The 12,542-nt window shown below is 62.3% G+C and carries 12 protein-coding genes; 4 read left to right on the top strand and 8 right to left on the bottom strand.

What is annotated here, in order from left to right; all coding sequences use genetic code 11:
- The first annotated feature begins 117 nt into the window (after positions 1-117).
- The gene (locus tag PSH81_RS00165; protein WP_226454779.1) at positions 118-561 is read left to right on the top strand and encodes an anti-virulence regulator CigR family protein; all 444 of its coding nucleotides are present in this window, start codon (positions 118-120) and stop codon (positions 559-561) included.
- 144 nt (positions 562-705) lie between these two features.
- On the opposite strand, the gene PSH81_RS00160 is transcribed toward PSH81_RS00165, so the two are convergent.
- The 6 genes from PSH81_RS00160 to PSH81_RS00135 all read right to left on the bottom strand — a co-directional run bounded on the left by PSH81_RS00160 (position 706) and on the right by PSH81_RS00135 (position 6,382).
- A complete protein-coding gene (locus PSH81_RS00160; RefSeq protein WP_226454778.1) occupies positions 706-2,010 on the bottom strand; it encodes an MFS transporter in 1,305 nt (434 codons plus the stop codon).
- 185 nt (positions 2,011-2,195) lie between these two features.
- Positions 2,196-3,344, bottom strand: coding sequence for a galactonate dehydratase (gene dgoD / locus PSH81_RS00155; protein WP_003170741.1), 1,149 nt, complete (start codon positions 3,342-3,344; stop codon positions 2,196-2,198).
- 48 nt (positions 3,345-3,392) lie between these two features.
- Positions 3,393-4,013 carry a 2-dehydro-3-deoxy-6-phosphogalactonate aldolase gene (locus PSH81_RS00150; RefSeq protein WP_305391799.1) on the bottom strand — a complete coding sequence of 207 codons (621 nt, stop codon included), beginning with the start codon at positions 4,011-4,013 and terminating at the stop codon, positions 3,393-3,395.
- 1 nt (position 4,014) lies between these two features.
- Positions 4,015-4,974, bottom strand: a complete 960-nt coding sequence (locus PSH81_RS00145) for a 2-dehydro-3-deoxygalactonokinase (RefSeq protein WP_305391798.1) — start codon at positions 4,972-4,974, stop codon at positions 4,015-4,017.
- A gap of 96 nt (positions 4,975-5,070) precedes the next feature.
- The gene (locus PSH81_RS00140; RefSeq protein WP_305391797.1) at positions 5,071-5,400 is read right to left on the bottom strand and encodes a DOPA 4,5-dioxygenase family protein; all 330 of its coding nucleotides are present in this window, start codon (positions 5,398-5,400) and stop codon (positions 5,071-5,073) included.
- Positions 5,401-5,431: 31 nt separating this feature from the next.
- The gene (locus PSH81_RS00135; RefSeq protein WP_226454775.1) at positions 5,432-6,382 is read right to left on the bottom strand and encodes a LysR family transcriptional regulator; all 951 of its coding nucleotides are present in this window, start codon (positions 6,380-6,382) and stop codon (positions 5,432-5,434) included.
- A 103-nt stretch (positions 6,383-6,485) separates the two neighbouring features.
- On the opposite strand from PSH81_RS00135, the gene betC reads away from it, so the two are divergent.
- The 3 genes from betC to PSH81_RS00120 all read left to right on the top strand — a co-directional run bounded on the left by betC (position 6,486) and on the right by PSH81_RS00120 (position 10,660).
- Complete coding sequence (gene betC, locus PSH81_RS00130) at positions 6,486-8,000, top strand: choline-sulfatase (protein ID WP_305391796.1); 1,515 nt, start codon at positions 6,486-6,488, stop codon at positions 7,998-8,000.
- An 18-nt stretch (positions 8,001-8,018) separates the two neighbouring features.
- Positions 8,019-8,933: a choline ABC transporter substrate-binding protein gene (gene choX / locus PSH81_RS00125; RefSeq protein ID WP_226454773.1), complete on the top strand. Its 915-nt coding sequence runs from the start codon at positions 8,019-8,021 to the stop codon at positions 8,931-8,933.
- A 158-nt stretch (positions 8,934-9,091) separates the two neighbouring features.
- Complete coding sequence (locus PSH81_RS00120; RefSeq protein ID WP_226454772.1) at positions 9,092-10,660, top strand: SulP family inorganic anion transporter; 1,569 nt, start codon at positions 9,092-9,094, stop codon at positions 10,658-10,660.
- 64 nt (positions 10,661-10,724) lie between these two features.
- Here PSH81_RS00120 and aroE read toward each other — a convergent pair whose 3' ends face one another.
- Positions 10,725-11,543, bottom strand: coding sequence for a shikimate dehydrogenase (aroE, locus tag PSH81_RS00115; protein WP_226454771.1), 819 nt, complete (start codon positions 11,541-11,543; stop codon positions 10,725-10,727).
- A complete protein-coding gene (gene hemF, locus PSH81_RS00110; RefSeq protein WP_305391795.1) occupies positions 11,543-12,475 on the bottom strand; it encodes an oxygen-dependent coproporphyrinogen oxidase in 933 nt (310 codons plus the stop codon). Before hemF ends, aroE begins: the two co-directional genes overlap by 1 nt.
- Positions 12,476-12,542: the final 67 nt, after the last annotated feature.

Raw genomic sequence — 12,542 nt, 5'->3', positions numbered from 1 at the left:
AAAGTTCCTGATACACAGGAATCAAACTGAAAACTCAGTACCTAAACTGACAAGACCAAGGGATTTCGAACCTCGTTCGAGATCCCTTTTTTGTTTGTGTGCCCTGAGGAATACCCGATGAAAATGCCTAAATCCGTGATTGCCGGCCTTGGCGTGCTGGTGCTTGGCGCCAGTGCCCTGGTGCAAGCCGCGCCGAATGATCAGGGCGGCCCTGAGCGTGGCGGCCCGCAAGGCCAGCATGAGCAGCCGCGTGGCGACGACCATCGTGGCCCGCAGGACAACCGTCGCGGCGGCCCGCCCCAGGATTTCGGCCCGGTACGCCAGGTGATCCGCGACAACCACGGCCAGTTCTCCCGTGGCGCACCGCCGCCGCCGAATGTGCGCCTGGTACGTGGCAAGCCGCTGCCCCATGGTTACTACGGCGAACGCCTGGACAACCGCGCGCTGGCACGGCTGCCGGTGTACCAGGGTTATGAATGGCGCCGTTCGGGGCCGGACATCGTGTTGATCGCGGTAGGCACCGGCATCGTCTACGAGATCCTCGACGGCGTCCTCAACTGACCCGGGTCTTGTAGTGAGCGGGCTTGCCCCGCGCTGGGGGGCGAAGCCGCCCCAAATCCAGACACCTCGGTCTCTCTGAAACACCGCGGGGGCTGTTTGGGACGGCTTGCCCCCCAGCGCGGGCAAGCCCGCTCACTACGGGGGTTACAGTTGGATGCGTTCGACTTTGCCGACCAGCAGCACGTAGGAAAGCGCACCCAGCAACGCCAACACGGCGATGTAGGTAATCGCGGGAGCAAACGAGTCACCGCTGGCCAGGAAGCCAATCACGATCGGCGTGGCGATTGCCGCCAGATTGCCGATGAAGTTGAACACACCACCCGTCAACCCGAGCAACCGTGCCGGGGCCAGGGTCGAGACCAGCGACCAGGTGATCGATGCCAGCCCGTTGCCAAAAAACGCCAGCGCCAGGAACGCAATGACCCACGCCGTCGAGTCCACATAGTTCGCACCGATGATTGCCGTGGAAATCAGCAGCCCGCCAATGATCGGCAACTTGCGCGCAAAGCCCACCGAGGCTCCGCGGCGAATCAGCCAGTCGGAAAAGATCCCGGAACACAACACACCCACAAATGCGGCGAGAAACGGCAGCGACGCGAGCAGGCCAGACTTGATGAAGTCCATGCCGCGATATTTCACCAGGTAGGTCGGGAACCACGTCAGGAAAAACCACAGCGTGGAGTTCAGGCAGAACTGCCCCAGGTAGATGCCCCAGAGTTTGCGCTTGCTCAGCACTATCCCCAGGTCGACCCAGCTGAACGGCGTCTTCGCGGTTTTTTCCTGCATATCCACCAGGCCGCCGCCTTCACGGATCAGCTCGATTTCTGCGGTGTTGGCACCTTTGAAATCCTTTGGCTCGCGGTATACCGCGTACCAGATTGCCGCCCACAAAATACCCACGCCACCTGTGACCACAAACACCATGTGCCAGCCGAATGCGTGTTGCAGCCACGCCAGCACCGGCGTCAGGAACGCCAGCCCGACAAACTGCCCGGAGGTGTAGAAACCAATCGCGGTGGCGCGCTCGCGCTCGGGGAACCAGGTGGTGACCACGCGGCTGTTGATCGGGTAGGCCGGGGCTTCCAGCGCGCCCACCGCCATGCGCAAGACGAACAGCGCGATAAAGCTGGCGGCAAAGCCGAGCATCACGGTGGCGATGGACCACAACAACAGCGCGGCGGTGTAGAGAATGCGCGGCGGCACGCGATCTACCAGCCAGCCGCCGGGGATCTGCATGGCGGCGTAGGTCCAGCCGAACGCAGAGAAGATCAGGCCGACGTGTACCGGGTCGATCCCCAGTTCGCTGGTCAGCGCGGGGGCGGCAATCGACAGGTTGCTGCGGTCGAGGTAGTTGATCACCACGGTGATGAACAGCAGCACCATGATGAAGAAACGCTTTCTGGTAGGCGTGACTAAAGAAGCCTGCCCGGTGAAGGATTCAGGATGCATGAGGGGGTTGCCTCTTCTTATGTTTATTGAGGTCTGGAAAGGAGCTGACTGAAGAAACCGGATCAAAATGTGGGAGCGGGCTTGCTCGCGAATGCGGTAGTTCAGCCCCAGATGTGTTGACTGACACACCGTATTCGCGAGCAAGCCCGCTCCCACATTTTCAACCGCATTTCTTCAGTGAAATATCACCACTCGGCAAAGCTACCGTCGGCGTGGCGCCAGATCGGGTTGCGCCAGCGGTGGCCGATGGCCGCGCGTTCGATCACATATTCCTCGTTGATCTCGATGCCCAGGCCTGGCCCGTTGGGGATCTTCACGAAGCCCTGGTCATAGTCGAACACACCCGGATCACGCACATAGTCGAGCAGGTCATTGCTCTCGTTGTAGTGAATGCCCAGGCTTTGCTCCTGGATAAACGCGTTGTAGCAAACCGCGTCCAGTTGCAGGCACGCCGCCAGGGCAATCGGGCCCAGTGGGCAGTGCAGGGCCAGGGCCACGTCGTAGGCTTCGGCCATGTTGGCGATCTTGCGGGTTTCGGTGATGCCGCCGGCGTGGGACGCATCCGGCTGGATGATGTCGACGTAGCCTTCGCTGAGCACGCGCTTGAAGTCCCATCGCGAGAACAGGCGCTCGCCGAGGGCAATCGGGGTGCTGGTCAGCGGCGCCAGTTCCTTGAGCGCTTCGTAGTTTTCGCTGAGCACCGGCTCTTCGATAAACATCAGCTTGTACGGGTCCAACTCTTTCATCAGCACTTTGGCCATAGGCTTGTGCACGCGGCCGTGGAAGTCGACGCCGATGCCGACGTTCGGGCCCACCGCGTCACGTACGGCGGCGACGTTGGCCAGGGCCAGGTCGACTTTTTCGAAGCTGTCGACGAACTGCAGCTCTTCGGTGCCGTTCATTTTCACCGCGGTGAAGCCACGGGCCACGGCCTCTTTGGCCGCGCGGGCGGTGTCGGCCGGGCGGTCGCCACCGATCCACGAATACACACGGATCTTGTCACGCACCTGGCCGCCGAGCAGGTCGCTGACCGACACGCCGAGGGCCTTGCCCTTGATGTCCCACAGCGCCTGGTCGATGCCGGCGAGGGCGCTCATGTGCACGGCGCCGCCGCGGTAGAAGCCACCGCGGTAGAGCACGGTCCAGATGTCTTCGATGTTGCGCGGGTCTTTGCCGATCAGGTAGTCGGACAGTTCTTCAACCGCAGCCGCCACCGTGTGGGCGCGGCCTTCGACCACGGGTTCGCCCCAGCCGGTCACGCCCTGGTCGGTCTCGACTTTCAGGAAGCACCAGCGCGGTGGGACGATAAAGGTCGTCAGTTTGGTGATTTTCATCTGTTATCTCTCTTATAGATGCGGCGCCTGTGGGCGCAAGACTTGATCTCAGCTCAGGGCTTTCCAGGCGGCGACATAAGCCTGGGCGCGGCTCGCTACCTGATCCACTGTCATACCCGGTTTGAACAACCCGGAACCCAGCCCGAACCCCTTGGCGCCGGCGTCGATAAACACCTGCATGTTGTCCGGGGTAATGCCGCCCACCGGCAGCAGCAGCGTGCCCGCCGGCAGTACCGCCAGCCACGCCTTGATCACCGCCGGGCCCATTTGCTCGGCGGGGAACAGTTTCAATACGTCGGCCCCTTCGGCCAGGGCGGCGAAGGCTTCGGTGGGCGTGGCAACGCCCGGCGACAAAAACAGCCCTGCCGCTTTTGCGGCACGCAAGACCTTGGCGTCACTGTGGGGCATGACGATCACCTGGCCGCCGGCAGCTTTCACCTGCTCGACCTGTTCCGGCGTCAGCACCGTGCCGGCACCGATCAGGCAATCGGCGGGCAGGCTGTCGCGCAGCGTGCGGATGCTGGTGTAAGGGTCCGGCGAGTTGAGCGGGACTTCAATGACGCGAAACCCAGCCTGGTACAACACCTGGCCGATGGCCTGGGCTTCGTCCGGGCGGATACCGCGCAGGATGGCGATCAAACCGTTTTGTGCGAGTGCGTGCTTGAGCATGTCAGACCTGCAATGCTGGTTGAGTGAGCCCGGCGGCCACGGCCAACTGCCACAGGCCGCGCGCGGTGGCCTCCTGCGCGAGGCTGACGTGGGCGAAACCGCAGAGGGCGAGGGCGCGTTGGTAGCGGGCACACAATGGCGCTGCGCCCACCAGGATGATCGGCTGCTGTTTGGCGCGCTCCGGCAGCCCGATCAGTTCATGGCCGATCAGCAGGCCGGACAGGTAGTCGGGCTGCTGCTGCGGCGAAAGTTCGGCCGTGAGCCCCAGGGTGCGGGCGCTGAACAGGGTCGACAGCACACCGCGCCGGCCGTCCTCCGACAGCGCCACCTGCACGCCACGGTCGAAGGCTTCGGCCTGGAACTGTTCGGTGATCTGCTGGGTGCGCCCGAGGATGCTGTGTTTGCTCAACACCGCAAACACTTCCCCAGTCATGAAGGTATCGAAATGGGTGATGCAGCCATCGACCACCTCGACCCACTTGGAATGGCTGCCCGGCAGGCCGATCAGCACGTCGGCGCCAAGCCCTTGCAGCACGCCCAGCACCTGAGTTTCTTCGCCGCGCATCACGTTGGGCAAGCCGGCCTGCTCGATCACGCCCGGCACGATATGCACGTCCACCCCGCGCAGGCTACGCACGCGGTGCAAAGCCTGGCCGAGGCTGGCGACGTCGACGGGGGTATTGCGATAGGCCGCCTCGCTCCAGCCCTGGGCGCTGCCGACCATGCCGCAGGCGATCACCGGCACGCCTGGCTGGGCGTCGAGCCAATCGCCGCAGGCCGTGTCGAAGGCCAGCTCGAAGCCATCACTGCAACGCACGCCGGCAATGTCCCGGGGCTCGCTGGGCAAATGCATGATCCCGCACGCCAGCGCGCGGTGTTCCAGCACGACGCCTGCCGGGCCGAGTTTGTAAGCACGAAGGGAGCTGGTTCCCCAATCGAGCGCGATCAATTGCGCCTGCATCGCTTCACCTGAGTTCTGAGCGGATGCGACGAATATAAACCTACGCGGAGGAAAGTCTCAATATATAAATATCAATCCCATATTTAGGGATTTGATCTAAGAAAATGCTGACAAATTCAACTCTGGCATCGCCCCCATCCAGACCGCGTAGTCGGTGTGATCCTTGAGGTCATCGCCGGTATCGGGGTGCAGGAACACCACCAGACCGTTGCGATGAATCACCAACCACGGCAGCACCACGCCGATGTATTCGGGATCGAACGCCAGCTGGCAGCTCCAATCCGGGTGCGGGCCCACCGGCCGTTCATGCACACGGCCCATGCGCAGCGGAAAAAGTTTGGCGGCCTCTTCGCACAAGGTGCGCGCCTGTTCGAGGGTGCTCGCGTCGAAGTAGACATGGGCGTGGTAGCCCTTGATACGTTGCATGACGGCCTCCGGATCCAGTAAGCGCCAAATCCTAGACCGCAATCGACGGGAGGGCCAGCCCGGTCAATGACTGCGCGCTGCTGGCCTGTTCGGCCAATAGCCACTGGACAAAGCGCTCGACCAACTGCCCGCGACGTTTGCGCTGGGGCTGCACCACGTAGTAGCCGAAGCGCGAGACCACCGTGTCGCCGAACGGTCGACACAGCCAGTTCTGCTCCAGCAGGTTGTCCACCAAGTGGCGCCAGCCGATTGCCACGCCCTGGCCGGCAATGGCCGCCTGGATCAGCAGGGTGTAGTTGTCGAAACGCAGTTGCCCGGGCGTCGGCGCGGCGCTGATGCCCAGCTCGCGGAACACGCCGCTCCAGTCGAACCACTGGCTGTTGTTTTCCTGGCGCAGGTGCAGCAAGGGAAAATCGTGCAGATTCTGTACAGTCAGCGGCGTGGCCTGGGCCTTGAGCCACTGCGGGCTGCACACCGGGAACACTTCCTCGTTGAACAGCCACAGGCTTTCGCCCTGCTTGAAGCGGCCGTCGCCGAACAGCACCGCCACGTCAATGTCACTGCGCAGGCTGGCGTGGTTGCGCTCGCTGGTGACCAGGCTTACATCGACCTGCGGGTTGGCCTGGTGGAAGCGATGCAGGCGCGGCATCAGCCAATAGGCGGCGAAGGCGAAGTCGGTGGCCACTTGCAGCACTTCGTGCTGATCCTGCTGGGTGATCGCGCTCAAGCCCTGGTTGATGTTCTGCAAACCGCCTTGCACGTGCTCAAACAGCAGCGCGCCGGCGTCGGTCAGTTCGATGCCGCGATAGATACGATCAAACAGGCGGGTTGCCAGCTGTTCCTCCAGGCGCTTGATCTGCTGGCTGATGGCCGGCTGGGTGGTGCCCAGTTCCATCGCGGCAGCGGTAAAACTGCGGTGACGCGCGGCCGCTTCAAAGGCGCGCAGCAGGTCGAGGGACAAATCCCCTAGGGCTTCATACATAAGCTGTGCTTATCCTAGACATTGCGTTTCATGGGCTTTACCCCAATTTCCATGGGCTGCATGCTCATTCGCATAAACACCGCCTATGGAATGCCGAGAACCCATGAAGCGCAAGAACATTCTTTTCATCATGGCCGATCAAATGGCCGCACCGTTGCTGCCGTTCTACGGTTCTTCGCCGATCCAATTACCGAATTTGAGCCGCCTCGCCGCCCAGGGCGTGGTGTTTGACGCCGCCTATTGCAACAGCCCGCTGTGCGCACCGTCGCGTTTCACCCTGGTCAGTGGCCAGCTGCCGAGCAAGATCGGCGCCTACGACAACGCGGCCGATTTCCCCGCCGATATACCGACGTATGCCCACTACCTGCGTCGCCTCGGCTACCGCACGGCGCTGTCAGGCAAGATGCACTTCTGCGGCCCCGACCAGTTGCACGGCTATGAAGAACGCCTGACCAGTGACATCTATCCCGCCGACTACGGCTGGGCGGTGAACTGGGATGAACCGGACGTGCGCCCCAGTTGGTTTCACAACATGTCCTCGGTGCTGCAAGCCGGGCCATGCGTGCGCACCAACCAGCTGGATTTCGACGAGGAGGTGGTGTTCAAGGCCCAGCAATACCTGTTCGACCACATTCGCGAAGACGGCGACCGGCCGTTCTGCCTGACCGTGTCGATGACCCATCCCCATGATCCGTACACGATTCCCAAACCGTTCTGGGATTTGTACGACGACGCCGAAATCCCCTTGCCTGCAACGCCTGCGCAGGAGGATCTCGACCCGCACTCCCAGCGTCTGCTCAAGGTCTACGACCTGTGGGGCAAGCCGCTGCCGGTGGATAAGATCCGCGATGCACGGCGTGCCTACTTCGGCGCGTGCAGTTACATCGACAGCAATGTCGGAAAATTGCTGCAAACCCTGGAAGACACTGGCCTGGCCGATGACACCATCATCATCTTCTCCGGCGACCATGGCGACATGCTCGGCGAGCGCGGCCTCTGGTACAAAATGCACTGGTTTGAAATGGCCGCCCGGGTGCCGCTGTTGGTCAGCGCGCCGGGGCAATTTGCGCCGGGGCGGGTCAGCAACGCCGTGTCCACTGCCGACCTGCTGCCCACGCTGGTCGAACTGGCCGGCGGCGCGCTGGACCCACGCTTGCCACTGGACGGCCGCTCGCTGGTCTCGCACTTGCAGGGGCAGGGCGGGCACGACGAAGTTTTTGGCGAATACATGGCCGAAGGCACCATCAGCCCGCTGATGATGATTCGCCGCGCCAGCTTCAAATTCATCTACAGCGAGGACGATCCGTGCCTGCTGTTTGATGTGCACAACGACCCGCACGAGCGGGAGAACCTCAGCCAGTCACCGGAACACCGGCCGCTGTTCGAGGCGTTTTTAAGTGAGGCGCGGGCCAAATGGGACATCCCGGCGATCCACCAGCAGGTGCTCGCCAGCCAACGCCGCCGTCGCCTGGTGTTTGACGCCCTGACCCAGGGCAAGCTGAAGAGCTGGGATCACCAGCCACTGGTGGACGCCAGTCAGCAATACATGCGCAACCACATCGACCTCGACGACCTGGAGCGCAAGGCACGTTATCCACAACCCTGCCAAAACCAATAAATAGACAGAGGGAAGGCCATGCAAAAGTTGACTGCGGTGCTGGGCATCTTGGCGTTGAGCAGCGCCAATGTGTATGCGGACACCAGTTGTGACACGGTGAAAATGGCCGATCCGGGCTGGAGCGACATCGCCGCCACCAATGCCATCACCAGCTTTCTGCTGACGGGCATGGGCTACAAGGCCAAGGTCGACACCCTGGCGGTGCCGATCACCTTTGGCGGGCTCAAGGACGGCCAGGTGGACGTGTTCCTCGGTAACTGGATGCCGGCGCAGCAGGGGTTCTATGACAAGTTCATCGCCAATGGCGAAGTGGTGCAGTTGGCGAAAAACCTCGAAGGCACCGAGTTCACCCTTGCCGTGCCGGACTACGTGTGGGCCGCCGGTGTGCATGAGTTTGCCGACTTGAACAAGTTTGCCGACAAGTTCGACAAGAAAATCTACGGCATCGGCTCCGGCGCGCCGGCAAATATCTCGTTGCAGGACATCATCAAGAAAAACGACTTCGACCTCGGCCAATGGAAACTGATCGAGTCCAGCGAACAGGCGATGCTCGCCGAAGTATCGCGGGCGGTTAAGAAGCAGAAATTCGTGACCTTCCTCGGCTGGACCCCGCACCCGATGAACGTGCAGTTGAAAATGCATTACCTCAAGGGCGGCGAGAAGTACTTCGGCGACACCGGCAGCGTGTACACCCTGACGCGCAAAGGCTACGCACAAGCCTGCCCGAACGTAGGAAAACTGCTGACCAACCTGAGTTTTACCCAGGAGATGGAGAACAGCATCATGGCCGAGGTGAGCAACAACAAGGTCAGCAATGCGGATGCGGCGAAGGCGTGGATCAAGGCCAATCCGGCGGTGTTGGATAAGTGGCTGGAGGGGGTGAAGACCGTGGATGGCAAAGATGCACTATCGGCAGTAAAAGCAAAACTCTAAGACCAGATGCAATCCAAATGTGGGAGCGGGCTTGCTCGCGAATGCGGTGTGTCAGCCAACGATTGCTTAGCTGAACCACCGCATTCGCGAGCAAGCCCGCTCCCACAAAGTCCAGTGTGTGCTGATATTCTGCGCCAAACTTCAAGACCGAGACCCTGATGCCCCGGCCCAACCGCCACACACTTTTCCCCTTCCTCAGCTGGCTCCCGCGCCAGACTCGCGCGAGCGTCGGCCGGGATGCGATGGTGGGACTCAGCGGCGCCGTACTGGCCTTGCCGCAGTCGATTGCCTACGCACTGATTGCCGGCCTCCCACCAGAGTATGGGCTCTACGCCGCGATCATTCCGGTGCTGATCGCCTGCCTCTGGGGCTCATCCTGGCACCTGATCTGCGGCCCGACGGCGGCGATTTCCATCGTGCTGTACGCCAGCGTCAGCCCACTGGCCGTGCCGGGTTCCCAGGACTACATCACCCTGATCCTGCTGCTCACATTCCTTGCCGGGGTTTTCCAGTGGTTGCTGGGCATGCTGCGCTTCGGCGCGCTGGTGAATTTCGTGTCCCACTCGGTGGTGCTGGGTTTCACCCTGGGCGCCGCCGTGGTCATTGCCCTGGGGCAACTGCCGAACCTGTTGGGGCTGGATCTGCCCAGCCAGGCCACGGCGATCAAGAGCCTGATGGCGCTGGTGGATCACAGCGGGGAATGGGACCACGCCTCACTGGCCCTGGGCCTGGGTACATTGTTGGTGGGGGCGCTGCTGAAATACCGGGTACCGCGCTGGCCGACGCTGTTGATCGCGCTGGCACTGGGCAGCCTGGTGGCCTGGCTGTGGCCGGCGATGTTCGGGCATGTGGCGCGGGTCAGTTCGTTTATCGGCAAGCTGCCGCCGTTCAGCCCGTTGCCGATGGACCTGGATATGATCTTGCGCCTGCTGCCCAGCGCCGTGGCGGTGGGCATGCTCGGGCTGGTGACCAGCCTGTCGATTGCACGCTCGCTGTCGGCGCGCTCGCAGCAGTTGCTCGATGCCAATCAGGAAGTCCGGGCGCAGGGTTTATCCAATATCGTCGGCGGATTTTTCTCCGGGTACCTGTCAGCCGGTTCCTTTACCCGCTCTGGCCTGAGTTACGAAGCCGGCGCCTGCTCGCCGCTGGCCGGGGTGTTTTCGGCGTTGTGGGTGGCGCTGTTTGCGCTGTTTGGCGCGGCCTTGATCGCCCATATCCCGATCCCGAGCATGGCCGCGAGCATTCTGTTGATCAGTTGGGGGCTGGTGGACCGTCGCGGCATTCGCGCCTTGTTCCGGGTGAGCCGCGCCGAATTCCTGGTGATGGCTCTCACGTGCGTCGCCACCCTGCTGCTGGAACTGCAAACGGCGATTTATGCGGGGGTGCTGGCGTCGTTGTTTTTCTACCTCAAGCGCACCTCGCAGCCACGGGTGCAGCATTGGCGCGACGGTGATGAGGATGTGCTGCGGGTGGGCGGTTCGATCTTCTTTGGCGCCAGCCATTACCTGCAAGTGCGCCTGCAACGGCTGCAGGGCGAGCGGGTGGTAATCGAGGCGCAGCAGATCAACTTTATCGACTACTCCGGGGTGGAGATGCTGCACCAGGAGGCGCGCAGGTTGCGGGGGTTGGGGAGGAGTTTGACCTTGCGTCGGGCAAGGCCTCAAGTCGTGGAGGAATTGAAGAAACTGGAAGGGGCCGACAGGTGCCCCATTCACTTCGAAGACTGAATATGGTCAGTGTGGGAGCTGGCTTGCCTGCTCCCACACTGACCGTGCCCACATTGGGTTTGTGTCAAGCCAGTTGGCGGCGTAGTTCAGCCAATACGGGCGCCGATTCCGGGCGCACACCGCGCCACAGGAAGAACGCTTCCGCCGCCTGTTCCACCAACATACCCAGGCCATCCATCGCCACAGACGCGCCTTGTTCAGTCGCCCAGCGGCAGAATGCCGTCGGCTCCTTGGCGTACATCATGTCGTAGCAAAACGTCTTGCCCGGTTCGATCAGGCTGCCGGCAATCGGCGGTACATCGCCTGACAGGCTGGCGGAGGTGGCGTTGATGATCACGTCCACCGGCTCACGCAACCAGTCGAAACCGCTGGCAGACACGGGGCCCAGGTCGTCGAACAGCTCGGCGAGCATCTCGGCCTTTTCCACGGTGCGGTTGGCGATGATCAACGATGCCGGCTGCTGCGCCAGCAACGGCTCCAACGCGCCACGTACCGCGCCACCGGCGCCCAGCAGCAGGATACGTTTGCCTTGCAGGCTCAACCCGGCGTTGACCGTAAGGTCGCGCACCAGGCCGGCGCCGTCGGTGTTGTCCCCCAGCAGCGTGCCATCGGCGAGCTTGCTCAGGGTATTCACCGCGCCAGCACGTAGGGCGCGTTCGGTGAGAGTGTTGGCCAGGCGGTACGCGTCTTCCTTGAACGGCACGGTGACGTTGGCACCACGGCCTTGCTGAAAGAACTCACGGGCGCAGCCGATGAAATCATCCAAGGGTGCGAGCAAGGTGCTGTAGTCCAACTGCTCGCCAGTCTGTTCGGCGAACATCCGGTGAATCAGCGGCGACTTGCTATGCCCGATGGGGTTGCCGAATACCACATAACGATCCATCAGACCGCCGCCTTTGGCGCGGCAAGGCCCAGCCAGTCACGGTCTTGCAGGAAATAGTCGGTGAGGCGCGCCTCTTCGCTGCCGGCTTCGGCTTTCCAGTCGTAGCTCCAGCGCACTTGGGGCGGCAGCGACATCAGGATCGACTCGGTACGCCCGCCCGATTGCAGGCCGAACAGCGTGCCACGGTCGTAGACCAGGTTGAATTCAACGTAACGGCCACGGCGGAATTCCTGGAATTCACGCTGTTGCTCGGTGTAGGCGGTGGCCTTGCGGCGCTGCACGATCGGCAGGTAGGCGTCGATGTAGGCGTCGCCGATGGCACGGATGAAGGCGAAGCAGGTGTCGAAGTCCCACTCGTTCAAGTCATCGAAGAACAGGCCGCCGATGCCACGCGGTTCATTGCGGTGCTTGATGTGGAAGTAGGTGTCGCACCAGGCCTTGTAGCGCGAGTACACGTCCGCGCCGAATGGCGCGCAAGCCTGCTCGGCGACGCGGTGCCAGTGGATGCAGTCTTCTTCATTGGCGTAGTAAGGCGTGAGGTCGAAGCCGCCGCCAAACCACCACACCGGCTCTTCACCTTCTTTTTCGGCGATGAAAAAGCGCACATTGGCGTGGGAAGTCGGAACATGAGGGTTATGCGGGTGGATCACCAGCGACACGCCCAAGGCTTCAAAACCGCGACCGGCCAGTTCAGGACGATGGGCACTGGCGGACGGTGGAAGACCGCTGCCGAACACGTGGGAAAAGTTGACGCCGCCTTTTTCGATCACCGTACCGTTCTCGATCACACGGGTGCGACCGCCGCCGCCGGCAGGCCGGGTCCAGGCGTCTTCGATAAAGCGAGTGTCTGCCTCGAAGGTTTCCAGGGCGCTGCAAATGCGGTCTTGCAGGTCAAGCAGGTAGGCCTTTACAGCCTCGGTGCGGGTAGTCATGGCATCACCTTGAATCGGGCAAAGCTACGCGAGGCCATTGGGCGTCGGCGGCAAATGGGCGCACAGG

The organism is Pseudomonas sp. FP2335, assembly GCF_030687535.1.
Lineage (GTDB): Bacteria > Pseudomonadota > Gammaproteobacteria > Pseudomonadales > Pseudomonadaceae > Aquipseudomonas.
Note: the sequence above shows the minus strand (reverse complement) of the source record. Positions and strands in the feature narration are given on the sequence as shown.

Coding starts and splice junctions, on each gene's coding strand:
- PSH81_RS00165 (WP_226454779.1), top strand. CDS start 118: ATGAAAATGCCTAAATCCGTGATTGCCGGCCTTGGCGTGCTGGTGCTT.
- PSH81_RS00160 (WP_226454778.1), bottom strand. CDS start 2,010: ATGCATCCTGAATCCTTCACCGGGCAGGCTTCTTTAGTCACGCCTACC.
- dgoD (WP_003170741.1), bottom strand. CDS start 3,344: ATGAAAATCACCAAACTGACGACCTTTATCGTCCCACCGCGCTGGTGC.
- PSH81_RS00150 (WP_305391799.1), bottom strand. CDS start 4,013: ATGCTCAAGCACGCACTCGCACAAAACGGTTTGATCGCCATCCTGCGC.
- PSH81_RS00145 (WP_305391798.1), bottom strand. CDS start 4,974: ATGCAGGCGCAATTGATCGCGCTCGATTGGGGAACCAGCTCCCTTCGT.
- PSH81_RS00140 (WP_305391797.1), bottom strand. CDS start 5,400: ATGCAACGTATCAAGGGCTACCACGCCCATGTCTACTTCGACGCGAGC.
- PSH81_RS00135 (WP_226454775.1), bottom strand. CDS start 6,382: ATGTATGAAGCCCTAGGGGATTTGTCCCTCGACCTGCTGCGCGCCTTT.
- betC (WP_305391796.1), top strand. CDS start 6,486: ATGAAGCGCAAGAACATTCTTTTCATCATGGCCGATCAAATGGCCGCA.
- choX (WP_226454773.1), top strand. CDS start 8,019: ATGCAAAAGTTGACTGCGGTGCTGGGCATCTTGGCGTTGAGCAGCGCC.
- PSH81_RS00120 (WP_226454772.1), top strand. CDS start 9,092: ATGCCCCGGCCCAACCGCCACACACTTTTCCCCTTCCTCAGCTGGCTC.
- aroE (WP_226454771.1), bottom strand. CDS start 11,543: ATGGATCGTTATGTGGTATTCGGCAACCCCATCGGGCATAGCAAGTCG.
- hemF (WP_305391795.1), bottom strand. CDS start 12,475: ATGACTACCCGCACCGAGGCTGTAAAGGCCTACCTGCTTGACCTGCAA.